Annotated in this window: 16 protein-coding genes and 1 pseudogene; 4 read left to right on the forward strand and 13 right to left on the reverse strand. The window is 41.5% G+C overall.

Annotated elements, in window-relative coordinates; genetic code table 11:
* The first annotated feature begins 34 nt into the window (after positions 1 to 34).
* On the forward strand, positions 35 to 568 hold the full coding sequence (locus tag NPUN_RS40255) for an ISNCY family transposase (RefSeq protein WP_041566762.1): 534 nt from the start codon (positions 35 to 37) through the stop codon (positions 566 to 568).
* 71 nt (positions 569 to 639) lie between these two features.
* The gene (locus NPUN_RS36420) at positions 640 to 1,161 is read left to right on the forward strand and encodes a hypothetical protein (RefSeq protein WP_148220519.1); all 522 of its coding nucleotides are present in this window, start codon (positions 640 to 642) and stop codon (positions 1,159 to 1,161) included.
* Between the two features lie 14 nt (positions 1,162 to 1,175).
* Here the strand turns inward: NPUN_RS36420 and NPUN_RS42420 are convergent, their stop codons facing one another.
* The 3 genes and pseudogenes from NPUN_RS42420 to NPUN_RS36430 all read right to left on the reverse strand — a co-directional run bounded on the left by NPUN_RS42420 (position 1,176) and on the right by NPUN_RS36430 (position 2,141).
* A complete protein-coding gene (locus NPUN_RS42420; protein WP_167315729.1) occupies positions 1,176 to 1,316 on the reverse strand; it encodes a hypothetical protein in 141 nt (46 codons plus the stop codon).
* A 123-nt stretch (positions 1,317 to 1,439) separates the two neighbouring features.
* Positions 1,440 to 1,701, reverse strand: a pseudogene (locus NPUN_RS43965) (transposase); the annotation flags it as partial.
* Between the two features lie 242 nt (positions 1,702 to 1,943).
* Positions 1,944 to 2,141 carry a hypothetical protein gene (locus NPUN_RS36430; protein WP_012412847.1) on the reverse strand — a complete coding sequence of 66 codons (198 nt, stop codon included), beginning with the start codon at positions 2,139 to 2,141 and terminating at the stop codon, positions 1,944 to 1,946.
* A 305-nt stretch (positions 2,142 to 2,446) separates the two neighbouring features.
* Between NPUN_RS36430 and NPUN_RS36435 the strand changes: the two genes are divergently transcribed.
* Positions 2,447 to 3,199 (forward strand): antirestriction protein ArdA, encoded by a 753-nt coding sequence (locus NPUN_RS36435; RefSeq protein ID WP_012412848.1) that lies wholly within the window; start codon positions 2,447 to 2,449, stop codon positions 3,197 to 3,199.
* Between the two features lie 72 nt (positions 3,200 to 3,271).
* On the opposite strand, the gene NPUN_RS36440 is transcribed toward NPUN_RS36435, so the two are convergent.
* From NPUN_RS36440 to NPUN_RS36460, 5 genes are all read right to left on the reverse strand, one after another.
* Positions 3,272 to 3,610: a hypothetical protein gene (locus NPUN_RS36440; protein WP_012412849.1), complete on the reverse strand. Its 339-nt coding sequence runs from the start codon at positions 3,608 to 3,610 to the stop codon at positions 3,272 to 3,274.
* 33 nt (positions 3,611 to 3,643) lie between these two features.
* Positions 3,644 to 3,958 carry a hypothetical protein gene (locus tag NPUN_RS36445; RefSeq protein WP_012412850.1) on the reverse strand — a complete coding sequence of 105 codons (315 nt, stop codon included), beginning with the start codon at positions 3,956 to 3,958 and terminating at the stop codon, positions 3,644 to 3,646.
* 80 nt (positions 3,959 to 4,038) lie between these two features.
* A complete protein-coding gene (locus NPUN_RS36450; RefSeq protein WP_012412851.1) occupies positions 4,039 to 4,866 on the reverse strand; it encodes a hypothetical protein in 828 nt (275 codons plus the stop codon).
* A 12-nt stretch (positions 4,867 to 4,878) separates the two neighbouring features.
* Entirely contained in the window at positions 4,879 to 5,325 is a 447-nt protein-coding gene (locus NPUN_RS36455; protein WP_012412852.1) for a hypothetical protein, read from the reverse strand.
* Complete coding sequence (locus NPUN_RS36460) at positions 5,318 to 6,424, reverse strand: ParM/StbA family protein (RefSeq protein WP_012412853.1); 1,107 nt, start codon at positions 6,422 to 6,424, stop codon at positions 5,318 to 5,320. Before NPUN_RS36460 ends, NPUN_RS36455 begins: the two co-directional genes overlap by 8 nt.
* Before the next feature lie 861 nt (positions 6,425 to 7,285).
* On the opposite strand from NPUN_RS36460, the gene mobF reads away from it, so the two are divergent.
* Positions 7,286 to 11,704, forward strand: a complete 4,419-nt coding sequence (gene mobF, locus NPUN_RS36470) for a MobF family relaxase (protein ID WP_012412855.1) — start codon at positions 7,286 to 7,288, stop codon at positions 11,702 to 11,704.
* A 238-nt stretch (positions 11,705 to 11,942) separates the two neighbouring features.
* Here the strand turns inward: mobF and NPUN_RS36475 are convergent, their stop codons facing one another.
* From NPUN_RS36475 to NPUN_RS36495, 5 genes are all read right to left on the reverse strand, one after another.
* Positions 11,943 to 13,316: a GumC domain-containing protein gene (locus NPUN_RS36475; RefSeq protein ID WP_012412856.1), complete on the reverse strand. Its 1,374-nt coding sequence runs from the start codon at positions 13,314 to 13,316 to the stop codon at positions 11,943 to 11,945.
* Positions 13,309 to 13,710 (reverse strand): hypothetical protein, encoded by a 402-nt coding sequence (locus NPUN_RS36480; protein ID WP_012412857.1) that lies wholly within the window; start codon positions 13,708 to 13,710, stop codon positions 13,309 to 13,311. The genes NPUN_RS36475 and NPUN_RS36480 overlap by 8 nt, the downstream gene beginning before the upstream one ends.
* A gap of 154 nt (positions 13,711 to 13,864) precedes the next feature.
* On the reverse strand, positions 13,865 to 15,718 hold the full coding sequence (locus NPUN_RS36485; protein ID WP_012412858.1) for a type IV secretory system conjugative DNA transfer family protein: 1,854 nt from the start codon (positions 15,716 to 15,718) through the stop codon (positions 13,865 to 13,867).
* A 2-nt stretch (positions 15,719 to 15,720) separates the two neighbouring features.
* Entirely contained in the window at positions 15,721 to 16,995 is a 1,275-nt protein-coding gene (locus NPUN_RS36490; protein ID WP_234711214.1) for a hypothetical protein, read from the reverse strand.
* Complete coding sequence (locus tag NPUN_RS36495) at positions 16,992 to 17,828, reverse strand: hypothetical protein (RefSeq protein ID WP_012412860.1); 837 nt, start codon at positions 17,826 to 17,828, stop codon at positions 16,992 to 16,994. Before NPUN_RS36495 ends, NPUN_RS36490 begins: the two co-directional genes overlap by 4 nt.
* Between the last annotated feature and the right edge of the window lie 13 nt (positions 17,829 to 17,841).

Below are 17,841 nucleotides of genomic sequence, written 5' to 3' on the forward strand. Positions count from 1 at the left end.
AAGATTAAAAGCAATAGTAGCTAATCAAGGACGGGTGATATTAGCGATCGATGGAATGCAGCCAGAAATTGGACATGAAGTATTATGGGTAATTCGAGATTGCTTATCAGGAGAAATAATACTTGCTAAAACCTTATTATCATCAAGAAATGAAGATTTAGTGGCGTTATTATTAGAAGTAACTAATACTTTGGATGTACCAATTGATGGAGTTGTTAGTGATGGGCAACAATCAATTCGTAAAGCTGTTAGGTTAGCATTACCTAGAATTGCTCACGGTTTATGTCATTACCATTATCTGAAAGAAGCAATTAAACCCATATATGAGGCAGATCGACATGCAAAAAAGGAATTGAAAAAAAAAGTTAGAGGATTACGAGACATTGAACGTAGTATTACCAATGAAACTCAGGAAATGGCAACTATTATTGAAGATTATTGCTCGGCAGTGCGTAGTTCTATAACCAATGATGGTCATCCACCGTTAGAGGCATCAGGATTAAAGTTACAAGAAAATTTGACATTGATAGAGCAAAGCTTAGAACGGATGGAAAAAAAAGTGCTTTAACCCCACCCTTAGTCAACCTAAAACACCTGATAGCTAAGGGTTTATCTGCGACTGCATCTTTATTTTCACCCGTGAGGGTTGCATATCAGTGGGTTGATAAAGCTAGTGATATTCTCAATAATAAAATAGGTCTTAATGCTGCTGGGGTCAAACAAAGTTATCAGCAACTGTTAACAGAAATGTCCCAACAAAAGCAGAAAGCTGGTTCACTCAATACCGCAATCGATAACTTTATAAAAACCACTCATAGCTACTGGTCTGGACTTTTTCATTGTTACGAAATTGAAGATTTTCCCAGAACTAATAATGACTTAGAACATGCTTTTGGTATGCTACGTCATCATCAACGTCGTTGTACTGGTCGTAAAGTTGCCCCCTCATCCCTTGTCATTCGTGGCTCTGTCAAACTTGCCTGTGCGATCGCTACTAAGCTTCATTCTTTTACCGCATCTGATTTAGCGCAAGTTGATATTCATACTTGGCTCGAATTACGCTCGCAATTACAAAAACACCACAAAGCCAGAATTGAACAGTATCGATTTCGCAGAGACCCCAAGGCTTACTTGGCTAATCTAGAAAGTCGTCTTCTCTAGTAAGTTTTGCCACGCTAGGTAAAATCACTGTCGCTGTAAAGTGTGCCAATCTCATCTCGCATGGTGAGATAAAGGTTGCCTTTTGGGAAAGCAGCGCGGGCGACACGAACTGTTTCCTCTGGCACAGGACTGATGGGTTGCGGTTTCAGTGACATATCCCTAACTCTCCTGGCTAAATATAATGCCAATCTTAGGGTGACACTCTACGGAACTCCTGTCTACTTTTGACTTCGCCAACAGCATCAGAGGATGTTTGAAAAGTTATAATAGGGTAAATTTTATACCAATCGTCTGATCACAATTCGGTTCATGGCAAGGTAAATAAACGTCTCAGCAGTTTCAGCAAGTAGTTCCTAGTCTTTGTTCAATCGCCGACACCAAACAAGCCAACCAAAGGTACGCTCCACGACCCAGCGCTTGGGCAGCAAAACAAACCCCTTATACTCTTTGGGTCGGATGACTACTTGTATAATCCAACGGCACTCATTCCATCACCCACTGCATAAAAAGATCACCGTTAAAGCTACTATCAACCCATAAAAGTAACGCAAGAATCTGAAAAACCAGCTTTTAAAGCTCCTTCAACTGAACACTTAATTAAGTTTCAGTCTCGCTTGTAAGAATTACGCAGTCTTTGACAAAACTTCATAAAGTTTAGGCGAAATTTCCTCATCGTAGTTGAGGTATGGTTTTACTGGACTTTAGAGGGTGTTTGAAAAGTAATAAGAGGTCAGATTTTATGTCAAACGCCTTACTAGTGATCGCTTGAGCAAAATTCACAATCAATCTTCCTGGGAAGCTTCAGCTTGTTCCTTAGCCACAGCCTCAGCAATAACCTGCCGCAACCACTCGGAACGATTGGGCTTGTTTCGCACGTAGGCATCTAAATCTTCTGGGAGCATCACAGATATAGGTTTTGTATCACATTTAACACCTACTCCTTTTGATTTAAAGCGAGTTGCAATATCGTTTCTTGCCATAGTGATTATCCTTTCTCTCTACAACTACAATAGCAAAGCCCACATATATGTGGCAATATATTAGATATTTTTATCATTAAAAAAGGCTATTATCGTTATTATCCCACATATATGTGGGATAATAAAAGAGTAAGAAATAGGAACGGAGCGCCAAAAAGACTCCCGGTAACGGAACCGAACCGAAGCGTGAAATTTAAGATGTAGCGCCAAGTCCAAAACTCTTACATCAACAACAGAAAAAGCACCCCCGACGACCAATCTAAAGGTGCTTTTTCTGAGTTCTAATACTAGAAGGATTCTAACACATGAATTTGTTTTCTAACACTCTAATATTTCACTCAGAAGTAGAAGCACAATTAGTTGCTGAACAAGTTTACAACTGCCGCCTTGAAGGTAATATTTTAAGCTGTCCTATTAAGGAACAACGGGCAGTAGATTTAGCAATTAGTCTATCAGATGTTGCCTTACCAATAGTTGAAGGTGCAAGCTGTTTGCTCCCCTTCCCTAAACATGAGCGAGAATGTCAAGATGATGATGCACCACAGGTTTATGTAGCTTGTTTATCTGCATACAACAATGGCAAATTACACGGAATGTGGATTGACTGTACACAAGATGCAGATGAAATTCAATACGATATTGAATGGATGTTATCATGGTCGCCCTGTCATAATTATGAAGCCTGTGAAGAGTGGGCAATCCATGATTTTCAAAACTGGTATGGTATTCACATTGATGAATACGAAAGCATAGAAAAATTAGCCGAACTTGCTCAAATATTATCAGAGCATGGTGCAGCTTACGCCGCTTATTATGAATATGACAGTAGTGAGGCTAGTGTAGAAGGTTTTCAAGAACATTACTGGGGTGAGTACGAAAGTGAAGAGGATTTTGTTTATGACCAACTCGAACAACAGGGATTGATTAAAAACTTAGAAGACATGGGTATTCCTAGCTTCTACCTTAATTTTGAAGCAATAGCCCGTGATTGGTTTATTGACTCTTATTATTCAGTAGAAGAAGGCTATAAAAAAGTCTACATCTTCAGTCGTTTTTAATACATAAAAATTGACCAGAGGGGTAAAAACTCCCTCTGGTTTTCATATATTTATTGATAAATCAGAAAGAAACTAATCCAAAATATCAATCTCCTCATCCTCTTCATCTGGCCAGAGTCGCAGTTGCAAAACTTCAACTAGAAACTGACCAACTTTGACCCAATCAATCTCATTTAGCTCAATTTCTGGAAGCGGATAATTTTTCATGATGTTGCAAAAGCTAGTCCAATCATCCCAAATACCTTCAGCTAAGTAGTCAAGTTCTTCATTCGTGATGAAGCGAGTATCAATATCAAGTTGAACTCTTTCTTTAATTTCTGCCAAAACTCGCGGAGACCACTTATTTTTCTTGATGATATTTTCAAACCAGTTAATAACTTTATCTGTCTGGTTTGTCAGTTGATTAACCATGTGGCTACATGACCAATTCTTAAGGTGTATTGTTCAGTTTTTTTGGCGTGTTTGTTGTTGAGGTTTAGGAGGAATAACCAGTGTTGTTTTATCCAACCTTAAAAGATAGCAGTAACTTTTGATACTTGAACAAGCAATCACAGACGGATAATTTACCCCAAAGCCAAAACCCAAGAAAACGAAGATGCTAAACGAAGTCAGATAGAATAGCCAACCTGACCACCCTGAAGTAATCCAGCGTGCAAAGTAAATCAAATTGACTTTGAATTGCTGCGATCGCTGACTACGTAGTTTCACTTGCTTCTGTTGGGCCTCAATCCATTGCTGAGATTCATTGAGTTTGTTCAAAGCTATTTGGGTTGCCCGAAGCTTGGCTTTTTCCTCAATAATTTTGTGCGCTTTGACCTCAATAGTATGCTTTTCCTCATCTATTCTGATCTTGACCCATTCTCCAATGTCGGCGGCAAGCTCATTAAAGGCGGCTGCGGCTGGAATACTGGGGAAATCGGCTTTTTTCCCATGACCTTAGCTCTAAACGCCTCTCGTAGTTGCTGCCATTCCTGTTGAAAAGCAGGTGATTTCATCTCCTCTAATAAAGACTGCAAATACAACTTGGGCAACCCAGCCATATCACCCTTGGCCTTCTGTCGCACCATTTCTCTAATTAACTCTCGCTCCTCCTCACCCAATAAAGCCGTAGTATCTCCAAGCTGTTGCAGAAGTTCATCTGTATCTACATCTGGTGTCGAGTTATTCAGCCCGAAATATTGTGCAACCTCCTCAAAGGATTTGCGTTGATTTTTGATTAAATCGCAAGCCTCAAAGAAGCGATCGCACTCAGCTTGGTTATATTCATCCTGGTCTTGGAGTCCACAAGCTTGCAAAATTGAGAGAGATTCACCCAGCGAAATTTTAGTGCCTACTCGTTCTTTAGCCCTACATAACAATGCAGAGATATCTAGAGGTTCAGCAGTAGGTTCATTTTTCTCATGTTTAGATTTTTTGACTTTAGGTTTTGGGCTAGTTTCTGGTTGCCCCTTGACTTCTAATTCTTGTTGAAGTAAACCCGTAGCCTGTTGGTAGTCAGAGACACGCTCAGAAGTAAAGTATTGACGGATAGTATCAAAACCAGATTGAATCTCTTCATCTGCATATTCATTACAATCGGTAGACAACCCACAGGCGCTGAGAGTGGCATTCACATCTTCCACAGAGAGCGAATAAAGATTTTGCAGAGCTTCTTTAGTGTATGGCATGATTGTTAACTCCTACTTGAATGCTTCTTCTAGTAGCTCGTCATTTTCAAGGCTCATTACTGATGTCAAATTTTGCTCACCATCACTTTTTACGTGAGTGGGCACAGATTTGGATGTATAAACATCGACATTGGGATCAAGGTCAGTATCAGAATGAGAAGAATTGCCCAGCATCCCTTGATTCCCTAACTCATTTTCCAAACCAAAAGCTTGGGCTAAATAAATAATTTGTTGTTGCAATTGGTAGATTGCAGTTCTGGCTTTCAGCTTCAAGTCAGCATCACTGAATCCCCCAGACCACTTACAGGCTAAAGGATACCAAAAAGCCACGAGCGCCCAGGTAATCATATTTTGGCGCGGGAACTCAAGAAACTTATTCTTGGGACTGAGATATTTAATCAGCGTGATATAAGGAGAATTGACACTAATTTGAAAGCGAAAATCGACTTGTTCAGGCATGAGTCGTCATCCTTTCAGAAGTTCCACACAGGTAATAGAAGAGTCCGTAATTATCTGTCAGCCGAAATTCCAATCCATTACGGGACACATCAGCTAAAAAGTTACGGTTAATTTGTGCTTCCAGTTCGTTACACCAGATTTTCTCAGTGTGCGGCAACAGACTATTTAACTCACGAGATAAATAGTGGGCTGTACCACCAGCAAATATCATCTCGTCCACATCAGAGGGGATGCGACTACGCAACCAACTAAAAAGACTAATCCAGTATTCCTCTCGTGCAGTTGCTACTGCTGACCTAATTTGAGAAAGTTCTGTATCTCGTAAACCAGGGTCTTGAACCCGGACTAAGTGAGCTAAAGCCTTAGTGCTGATTTTAGAACCAGCCTTAGAAATAGCCTGAGCCAACTTCAGAGCCTTCTGTCCAGATACCAAACGTTGCACACAGCCAACTAACTTGTTGAATCCTAAATCTTCGGTAACGCCTTGAGAAATCATACCTCTGTCCATAATCAGCAAAGAGATATTGCGATAACCAATCATCACCACGGCGATTTTGCGTTCTTTGAGACTGGAACCGGGAGCGCGTCCCCGTGAAATCAAACCAAAACCTTCTGGACGACAGAGGAAACTTTCCAACTCAAACGAGCGTTCCACACCGCGAAACCGAAAACCAGCCAGAGCTTCAGTTACTAATTGTTCAAATAATTTGCGGTCTTCGTACTCACCGTAAGGCAACAGCACCCCTAAACGGATACTTGCGCCATTAGAAAGAGAGTTTTTTTGTGCAAGAGCGCCTACAAGAGCCAAAGTCTTGTAAAGAGCAAGTTCAAACTTTGGTTCAGAAAGTTTTAAATCTGCATAGAATCGGTCTTGGGCAAGGAAACCAACAGCCCGATATTGTCCTTTGTACTCAACCCAAGCAGAATTTTCAGCAGCCGGACTACCAACACAGCTTGACTCGTAAGCTACAAGACTGGCTTTAGGAACTTGGGCAACTTCCGGTTCCATCAGTAGTAGTTCCGGGTGGAAGGATTTGAGAGTATAGAAAATCTTGCTCAGGGATGAACCTGGATCAAATGCAATTGTTAAATCTGCCATCGCTATTTGCTTGGCTGAAACCCTTTAATTATTAAACAACAAACTGCCAAAAAAAAGGCAAAATTAAGGAATTTTACAAAAAGGTAAATATAAGGAATTTCAATGGTAAATCAATGGCATTTCAATGGCAAATACAAGGAATAATTCCATCCGATTTCCGTAAAAAACAGGAAAATTGGAAATTTTCCGCTATTCAGGAAAAAATAAGGTAAATCAATGGCATTACCAAGGTATTTATAAGGTAGTGGTAAGGTAAATATAAGGATTTTGGCTTTGAAAACCCAGTTTACCAAAGGGATTTCTCCCTCTGGACTCCCTCCGAAAAATTCTCGCACAGTACGCAAAAAAGTTTTGCCCGAAATTTGAAGTAGATTTAGAATTGGAGTAGGCGAAGAAAACCTGTATTAAGTAATATTAAAAATTGCATTACTCGATACTACAGAAAGTAACTTCCACGCTTTTAAAAGCAAAAGCGCATCAAATGATGTCGATGTGTTTCTGGAGTAATAGCCATTATTGGAGTAGCTGCCCATCTCCAAGAAAAAAATCTTCTCCTGTAGTGATTCGGGTAGCTTATTTTAAAAAAGTCAATTGGGTGGGGTTTAACTTTTGTAAATACCATGCAGAGGCGGTGAAAATATTCAGAACCCTACCAGCCAATGACAGATTTTTTTATGAGATTAAGTTGAACTGTTATGCTGCATTCAACGTGTGGTGTATTGATGGTAAGCACTTTGAAAAACTAATAAGCGAACTTAACAATTATGTGGATATAGGGCTTGAATTTATAATTAGCACTCCCGATCAAGTCCCCGAACTGTTTCAAGCACTAAACCTGACATTCTATGAAAGGAGTGTTCAGTGTTAACAGGCAAAAACTCAGAACCACAGCAAGCAGTACATTACTTCATGGAAGGATATTACCAGGAGGGTACTTCACGCTGGTCTGGGAAAGGTGCGAAAAAATTGGGACTAGCAGGAGCAGTAGATTGCCAAGAAACTTTTTCTAACATCGTCAATGGGCGATCTCCTGACGGCAGCCAAAACCTGTGTGCTAGAAAGTTAGACTCATCGCAACGTCGAGCGGCTACTGACTTTACATTTTCTGCACCGAAAAGTGTCAGCTTGCAAGCGTTAGTAAATGGGGATGAAAGGCTGATTACTGCTCATCAGTTAGCCGTACAAAAGACTTTAGAACTGATTGAAGAACGTTATAGTTACACCAGAGCCACAACCCAAAATGGGCAGCAACTGATCCGGACTAACAACTTAGTAGTCGCGGAGTTTGACCATATTGAAACCAGGGAACTAGACCCGCATCTACATACTCATGCCCTGGTCATGAATATGACACAGCTAGACAATGGTAAATGGTACAGTCTTTTAAATGATGAGATTTTTAAAAACAAGAAATTTCTGGGTATGGTGTACCAAAACTACCTAGCAGTGGAGGTACAAAAATTAGGGTATGAGGTGGAAGCTAGGAATCATGGGCAGTTTGAAATCAAAGGATTTCGAGAAGAGGATTTAAAGGAGTTTTCTAAACGAAGGCAACAGATATTAAATTCAGCAGGGGAAAATGCAACCTGGACAGAGCGTGAAGCGGCTTGGACTGCTACCCGCAACCTAAAGCAGAAAATTAACCCTATTGAGTTAAAAGCCAAGTGGAGAGAAGAAGCGGCAGCATTGGGGATCAAGTTTGTACAGCCTCTTGAGGCACAGCCGGAACTAAAACCCCGGTTAGTGAGCTATGAAAATTTAGAAGATGCGATCGCTCACTGTTCGGAAAGAAATGTCGCTTTCACCCAGGAAGATTTAGAAAAATTCATCTTAAACCAAGGGCTTGCGACGGAAGTTAGTCAAATTGAACCGCTAGTTAAAGCTAACCCGGAATTACTCAGCCTGTCTCAAGAAAACCGCGACTTTACCACCCTGGCAGCAGTTAACCGAGAACTGGCAACCATTAAATTGATGCAGTCTGGGACGGGTAAAGTTAGCCCACTTGCTCACCCAGAAGTAGTTGAAAGCCACCTGGAGAAAACAGCTTTAAACCCAGATCAACGTCGAGCGGTACTGACAGCAGCAACCACAACAGACCAATTTATGGCATGGCAGGGGGTAGCTGGTGCTGGTAAAACTTTCGCCCTCAAGGAATTAAAAGCGATCGCTGCCGCCTCTGGCTACACCATCAAAGGCTTTGCTCCTAGTTCAATGGCTGCTAAAGTCCTGGGCCAAGAGTTGGATATTCAAGCTGAGACTGTTGCTAGATTATTGGTCTCTGAACCACCCCAAGAGATTGAACCTAATCAAATTTGGATTGTGGACGAAGCAGGGTTACTCAGTGCTAAAGATGCTCTTGCTCTTTTAGAAAGCGCAACCCAAGAACAAGCTAGGGTGCTGTTAGTGGGAGACACAAAACAGTTGTCAGCTGTAGAGGCTGGCAATCCCTTCAAGTCTCTACAACAGGCAGGAATTAAAACCAGTCATCTCAACGAATCTTTGAGGCAACGTGCGCCAAAACTGAAGCTGGCAGTAGACTTGATTGCTTCTGGTCGTATTGAGGAGGGGTTTTCACGCCTCGATGAAAACGGTTGTATCCAGAGTGTAAGAGCAGAATCTAAAATTGAGGCGATCGCCTGCGACTATGTAACAGCCACCCCAGAACAACGAGCGCGAACCCTGGTACTGGCTGGAACAAATTTTGAGCGTTTGGCAATCACTCAAGCCATTCGGGGGCATTTAAAGGCTGAGGGTAGTTTAGGAACTGCGACCACTATCACCCAACTGCAAGCCAAAGACTTAACTTCAGTACAAATGCGCTACACCCATAACTTTGAACTGGGTGATATGGTCATGCCCACCCGCAATTACAAGCGCCGGGGGCTGTCCAAAGGCAAGCTTTATGAAGTGGTGGATAAGGACAGTGACCAACTAACACTCAAAGCTAGTGATGGTAAGCATTTTCAAGTAGACACGGGATTTAAAAAAGCGGTTTACCAACGTCAACAGATTGAACTTGCCGAGGGCGATCGCCTACGCTGGACGAAAAACGACCGACAATTAGGACGGCGCAATGGTCAAGAGTTTGTAGTTAAAGCCATTGCAGGTTACAACGCGCAAATCCAGTATTTAGAAAGTGGTCAAACTGAATTTATTAACCTGCAACAAGCACAACACCTAGATTATGCGATCGTCAGCACTACATATAGTAGTCAGGGTAAGACGGCTGACCAAGTATTGATTGCTGCTGACAACACCATTGGACAAGAAAGCTTTTATGTTGCAGTTAGCCGTGCTAGGTATGAATTGAAACTGTACACGGAAGATAAAGACAATTTACTAGCCCTGGCACAGTCGAGTAGGGCTAAAGAAAATGCACTGGTGCTACTGCGGCAGAAAGAGTTAGAGAAGCAGCACCAATCAAAACTAGAGAAAGAAATGGTTGTAACTGCTCCGATTGTAGCTAAAACACCCACTAAGGAGGCGGAGGAGCAGAGGAGCGGGGGAGCGGAGGAGCAATCTAACAGTAAGCTCTCCCCTCTGCACCCCTATACCCCTGCACCTGTAACCAGTTCTTCCCCTCTGCCTCTCGTTTTTAAAACTCTACCGCCGGAAGCACTGAAAACTGTTGTTCCTACTCCTAAACCATTTATTAGAAAACCAGTTCCAAAAACAGCACAAAGCGAGGTAGCATTTTGGACTCCTGGTAATATTGGTGAAGCCCCAGAAAAACTTGATTCTAAACATTGGCAAGAATTAATACAAGGTAGTGGCATCCACCCCGAAATTGCCAGCCTTAATTTCACTAGCCTGCATCAAACTCTTGATTGGGAGCATGAAGCTTGGGAATACCTGATGTACAGTGATAAACTGCCACGCACTAACACAGGTAGGCTATCTTCAGGGATCATGAGTAAATATGCTCATATTGAATCAGGCGGCTGGTGGTGTGATGCTGGTGTTAATCCCAAGTGCTTCGCCAATCTCCAATCAGGGGATAAACCTGATAGAAAGATATGGGGATGCTACAAACCCAATAACCCCAGAGAAAAAGCTGATAAACCCGGCAAATTCATCAAATATGAACATCCACCACAAACTGAACTCAGTATTTTCTTGCTCGATGTACCTGATGATATTGCTGGGCGGATCTATGAAAAAGCTGGGGTAAAACCAACCGATTGCGATCGCCAAAGTGGATTTTGGTATTGCATTTGGAAACATAACCTGCCAGTCACGATTACTGAGGGAGCAAAGAAAGCAGCCAGTTTGTTAAGCCAGGGTCATGCAGCGATCGGGCTACCGGGAATCTATGCTGGTTATCGCAGTAAAGATGAGTTTGGGGAGCAGACCAAAGCTCGGCTGATGGATGAATTAGCTGTTTTCGCCACTCCAGAACGGCAGATAACTTTCTGCTTTGATTACGAGACACGCTTGGACACTCAGCGAAATATAGAAATTGCTATCTCACGCACTGGTAGATTACTGGAGGAAAGCGGAGCATCTGTCAGTGTGGTGACATTGCCTGGGCCAGATAAAGGCGTTGATGATCTGATTGTGGCTCAGGGGCCACTAGCATACGAAAAGGCGTTTTACGAAGCATCAACCCTCAAAGCATGGCGGGATAACAATAATAAACAACGACACTCACCGCCAGCACCACCTAAAAAGTTGAGTGATATTGAGCGCAAACAACGGCTTCAACAACGTTTTTCTGGTCAAATCTCTCAATTGGCATTTAAGAAGGCGATCAATGCACTGACTGACCGAGAACTATTGTACTTAGAACAAGCGGTCAAGGAATATTTTGCCCAGCCAGTTGCTCAAGTACCAGCACCTGTTGATAAACAGGCTATTGAAAACGAAATTACTCAGCTTAGGCCACAAATTGATAGTTTGTGGTTAGAACACGCTATCCAAGAGAAAACTATCAGAGCAATGGAGCATTTTCCGCTTCATAAGTTGAGTAATAAGTATAACTTTACACTAAAGCAGCAATTACAAACTATTGGAACTATCAAAGAATTAGTCACGTATCAGCAGCAGCTTCAGTCCAAACTTCAGGAATACGAAGCCCAGGTAGAAAATCATCACTCCTGGAAGAACCAACAGCAGACTATTGAAATGAAGACTATGGCTGAAATACTAAACTCTCCTCAATTACAGTCACGACTAACGAGTATTTTGGATGAGATAGAACTTAAACAACAGCAAAGTCAAGCTAAGTTATCTATTTCTCAGCAGCCATCACCACAACCGCGTCGAGGTTTGAGAAGGTGAATTATGTGCAACCTGAGTTACCCTTAAATCAATGGGGACAAATGATCGTGAAACTAATCAAACACAGGCGGTTAAACTATATCGAAAAGCATTGCTTTCATCAAAATGGTTAACCGTTTACTGATACAACAAGGAATTGACCCAAATTTACTATGAACTACCCCTGGCTCAAACTTTTGCACAGCCAGAGGTAGTTCATTATCTGAGTTTTATACCTGCACAAGTCAGATAAAACCTATTACCTTCTCAATTTTGTTGACTGTGATTGGGTGTTAGTGTGCTTTAAATAATCAGAAACTACCTCTCCCACTTCTTCTAAAGATTCAACATCATTCTCTGTAGCATTAGCAGTCAAATCACCGTCAACCATCACAGCCCGACCATCTTTAGCTGTAACAGTAATACTATCCCCATTTTGGTAAAAGTTGTAATTCTTACTCTCATAACTGCGTGAACCATCAGAATGCTGATCACCAAAAAGACGCAGCATGGAATCTACACCCTTGGCAAGAGCCTTGCCTTTAATATCCATCACGCTGTTAGTAACTTTTTCGATATTCTGCTTCACAGTATGATTAGTTGCTGAGTGAATATCACCAACAGCTTGAGTTATCTGTTTATGGACTGTATTAACTTCCTCTGAAATCTTATTATGAATAGCACCCATAGCAGCTTGATGACGCTCCATGCCATGCTGAATCTCATCACTGACTAACTGCTTGACTTCACCAATACCATCGTTAACTACACCCAACTGTGATTCAAATTCATTTTTAACAGCTGCAACTTGTGACTTCATCTCAGTTTTAAGAGACTCCATCTGTTGATTCATCTGCTCTTTTAAGGTGGTAATTTGAGTCTCTAATTGGGCTTTGACTTTATCAACTTTGGGAGTGAGGGCAGTTTTTACCTGTTCATAGAGATTTTTGGCAGTGTTCTTAGCCTTAGTCTCAATCGAGTTTATCCAATCATGCAAGGTTGCATTCTTGACCGCAGGGTTATTTTGATTATTTATAGCTTCCAGTCCCTTCTGCAATTGCTCAATAGTTTTTTGTTGAGCATCAAAAGCTTGTTTCAGACTAATCAAATCAGTCGATAACTGTTTGGTAACTTCAACGTTTGATTGCTTTTGATTGGCAAAATGATCAATCAAACTTTGCTGGTCTTGAAGCTTTTGCTGTAAAGCCTCTACCTGCTTTTGTAAATCCTCAATGGTGGAAGATTGTTGTACTGGTTTGGCTGGTTGTTGAGACTGGGATTGATTCTGGCTAATCTGGCTACTTAAACCCAGTTTATCACTTAAAACCTCTCCATCCTTAACATGATAGACCTTATCCTTACCAATCATGATGCGGACAGAACCTTTCAAGTTTTGCGGGTCATTGATAGCCGTCTTGATTTTATCTACCAGTTCTGGAGTCATCAAATTTACGGAGACTTCGCCATCAGGATGACCTTTATACTTGGGTTGGTTGCCAACGTAAATTGATAAGTCTTTAGTAGTGTCTAACTCTTGAAACTTGCCCTTCTCTAACAGCTTATGCAGAATGTCGTTGAGGATTTCTAAATAATCATGTTGCACAACTTTCGCCTCCGATTTTATTTCATCCATGATTTGTGACTCCTACTAAGGAATTAATGAGAGTCGATGGACTGACTAAGACATCTGGTAAAACTACACCTCCTAAACGATTAAGAATTACATCTCCTTCAATTTGGATATAAGCCCATTGGTCATCAATTAGAACTGAAATTGACTTTGTGTTATCAGGTAAGTTGGTCACGTTATAATCTTTTAGCTCTCCATTTACTATGAAAATATGAGGAGTTTCTGCATCGCCATAGTAAATTTCAATGAATTCTGGGACATGATTTTCAGGGAACGGTGGTTCATCCCAAAACTCTGCTGCATTGAAGATATCAGTCCGATAAGTGTTAACTAACGAGGCAATATCAAGCGGCAGTTTGCTTAACAATTGCAACTCGTATTCAGATAAATTAGTCATGTTGCTTTGCTCCAAATTCAATAATTCAAAAATAAATAATTTTAGGGCTTTGGAACCCTTTCATCGGAGGGAAAATAAATTTTTCTCTTCTGCCTACACTACGGGAATACTTACACGAACTACCCTCTGCCTTTCTTCGGTCATAAATTACCTCCTAAAGATTTTTCAATCTGTTATTTGCCTCTGCTTTTTTATCAACTAAAGGCAATAACATCTCTGCCTCTAAATGCCGGATTTCTAACTCTTCCCCAGATGGTTCACGCAAAGTAGATTGTGAGATAAACTGTTGCTGGAGTTCATACCACTTTTCAATACTTTTCGCCTCCAAGTTAATATCAGATTGTGGAATACGAATTTGCTCTAATAGCGGAATACTTACATCTCTACCAGAGCGAAACCCAGGACTAACAATTACGGCTCTGCCTTCCGGTAAGGTATTAAATTGGTTAACCTCAAATAAATTGCGGGTAATATTTTGCTCAGAAATTGAGGTACTTGCACCACCTTTACCGCCTGAACTGCGTGAACGCTCTCTGTGCTTGATTTGCTCATCACCTAAGAAGTTACTAAAACGTTCCGCCGCCACATCATCTTGGGGATTAAAGAAAGCTTTTGTAGCGCAACCGCCAAATATAGCATTGGTAGTTTCTTTGGAATAAGCCTTCTCAAGCTGTGATAGGTTTTGCAATCCCAGTAAACAAATTAAGCCATCTTCACGATTTTGGTTGAGCCAATCAACTAAGGCTGGTAGATACAAAGTTGGTAATTCATCCAGTGCCAAAACTAATGGTTCTGTGCGTTTGCCAGCCAAATTACGAGAACATAAAAGGTGCAAAATAGAAACTAACAAAGGAGCAATTACATCTCGTTTCTCCTTGTCCATACCGAAAACCACCATCTTCCTCCCCTTCAAATCCAAAGGGATATTTGTTTGACCACAGAAGCCAGAAAGGGTGGATGGGGTCATAAAGCGAGTAAATAATCCGCTTGTTGTACCGACAATACTAGCGGCGGTTTCTGGAGAACCAGCTACAGATAGGAATTGGTCAAAGGCAACTTTTACCCAAGGATTTAAAGAAGCTTGTTGAATGCGGTCAATTAATTTAGGCAAACTGAGAATGGCATGGCACATCATAATGTCAGGAAAACAAGTACCCCGCGCCAGCATAAAGATTGCTTGTGCCAGCTGATCCCCTGCATTAGCAAAAAATCCACTATCTAAAGCATCACCACTTGTCAACTTAAAATTACGATTGAGGACGATCGCTAACTGACGCGCCATCTCTGCATCACTTTCACTCCGCAAAAAATCTAGGGGATTAGCTACGCAGGATTCAGGAAAACCAGGGGAGAGGATAGAAACCTCATACCCACGCATAGCGGCGTATCCTGCTAGTTTGGGTGCTTGCCCTTTAGCGTCAGCTGTAGCCGATTCTTGGTGACTATATTTAAAATCGTAAAGGATAATTGGTAGTCCCTGATCGATAGCGGAACGTACCATAGGGTTAATCATGGAGAAGGTTTTACCAGAACCAGCCCCGCCACAAACTAAAATTCCACGTTGTACATCTGGCAGATAGAGCCTGCTTTTATCTTCTGGAATATTGATAATGCGTTTGTTGTCAACAACCTGAAAAGTAGTACCTTTAGGTGTACCAATGTATAAAGCTACCCTGTTATGTTTGCGTTCAATAAGTTGTTTGCAGGCCAGCTTACGAGCTGCTGTTTTCTCCCTACCTCCTGCCCATCGCGCCCGTGCTAGTTTGTTTGTTGCCCCTCGCCCCTCCATTGCTTTCGCTAACATTAATGCGCCCACACTTACAAGTAATCCCAAACCCATTGGGGAAAAAAAGGCATCCTTAAAATTCTCAGGAACAAGGTTATAAGCTGAGGGGGCAGGGGTCGCTGGGGAGGAAAAAGAACTATTTCTCAATGAATCTTTCTCCCCCTGCTGCACACCTCCCCCTGCTCTCTTTACTTGTTGGGTAGTTTTGGATATTTCAGCCATTTTCACCCCCTCCCTAGAATGACTAAATCATTCTCTTGAGTGGGAATCCAAGGTACAGGGCCAATAAAGTAGGGAGTGCAAGATTTACCACCCCAGAGAAAGCTAATGCAAAAACGAAAAAATAGCCCAAAGTTGGCTGTACCAGTGGACTCATTTACACCAGTTAGCACAACTTTGAAACCAGAACCGTAGACAAGCCTACCTGTTGGTTCTTTACCACCGTTAACACGTTGTAAGATCCCAAAACCACCGTCTACTTTCTGAGCAGAACCAGAAGCCCATCGCTTACCGTAAAGGTTGCCAGCTTGCCCTGCGACATCACCTAGTTCTAGGAATGGACACTCTTTACCCACATTACAGGCGACAACAACATTTTTGTTGGAACGATTTACCCTACCAGAAACAAAGTAATTCTCTCTTGCCCTAGAATCACCACGTTCCGAATTACCTAAAACCACAGAAGCTATACCCACCACATCCAAACCCGAATTAATCGGCTGTGGCATCTTGTCAAAAGGTACTTGATTTAGCCCCGGCACTTGATTAATGTAGCTTTGCTGCCAGCCTGGAAATCTTGATAGTTGCGTCTGATTAAGTCTAGGAATTGAGTTGATAGGATATCGATCTAGATCCAGTTTTTTACCCAAAGGGGTATTAGCAGCTTGTGGATTAGATTTTAAAATAGTTGAAATCTTACCGTTCAGTCCAATTTTAAGCGAATTTTTGTCAGGTCTGTTTGACTTTGGAGTAGCTGCGGCTATTGAATTAGAAGTTATGCTACTGTAACGAGATTGCGCGAATAAATCATAAATAGGTGGAACTTGATTAATATCAAGGTTGCCCAAGCTGGGAATAGCTTTGACTAGGGTGTTGGGAGTTTGCCACTGCATTAATCCCAAGTCTTTGAGTGTAAGCTTGGGGCCCAGAGGTACGATGACAGAGATAGTTTTCAGGCTGAAGGCAGACATTTGAAAAGCATCATCTACGTCCCCCAACATAATTACAGAATCAATACTCTGTCCGGCTGTCCAAGAACGGGAGGGATTATAGCCAATTTTTGCGACTATATCTGGGGAAATATCAAGATATCCGGGCTGTTGTAATGGATCTAAGCTGCTCCAATTGATTTTTGCCCAGTCTGGAGACTTTAATTGATATTTACCGGAATTATAAGTAACTGTTGGAATTTCTGCATTGGCGACACTGGGTAATTCTAAAAGTGATGTCGCAACCATTGAGGCAGAAACTATTGATAATAAAGCTCTATTGTTAATCACTGAGTTTGCCCCCATTGCATCAGTTTATTGAACATTTCTTGGGGAATACCTGATAATCTAATAGCCTCTGTCCTACTTTTACCTCTCCTCAATAAACGGATGGTATCTTGCGTTTGTCGCCATACTATAGACTTAGGTTTAATTGCGCCATTACCCACCGCTACCGCTAAACCGTAAGCTACGGCATTAGCATCATTTCTTTGTGAAACAGTGCTGGTTTGTGAAGTATTGACTGTTAAACGTGGTTTTTTCTCAAGATTCGGAGGTGCGGTATTACTGGTGATATTATTGGTATTGTTTAACCTATTTTGATTAACTAACGGTTTCTCAGCTATTAATAACGGCTGTGGTTTATCCGAATCTGGCTTAATAATTAAACTGGTATATTCTGGTTTACCTCTAGCCGGAATCAACTGAAATTGATATTGTTTTTGACTGTCAGCACTAGCAGTAATCACGGTAATCACGGTACTACCATCTTGACTGGAAGTTAAAACCGGAAAACTAATTGGTTTAATTTGTCTGAGAAATAGAATTGTAGCTCCTCCACTACCACAATTTTCATCTGATGCACCACGCTGACATAAGTTGCCATTGGAAGTTAAAGCAAAGCGGGAAGGGTCTCCTAACCACACTTGCTTGATAGTTTCACCTGTGGGAATGAAATTGATAGTTAAACCATAACCAGCCCAAATCTTTAAGTCAATTCCATGAGAATTACTACCTTGAGCATCTTGTGAATAAACATTTCTCGCGGCTGGTAGCGCTAAAGCTGTGCCTGTATTAGCGTTGATAACTAACGTAGTTAGCAGTAAAAACCCTAAACGTTTCATATCACAACAGATT

It is taken from the genome of Nostoc punctiforme PCC 73102 (assembly GCF_000020025.1).
Taxonomy (GTDB): domain Bacteria; phylum Cyanobacteriota; class Cyanobacteriia; order Cyanobacteriales; family Nostocaceae; genus Nostoc; species Nostoc punctiforme.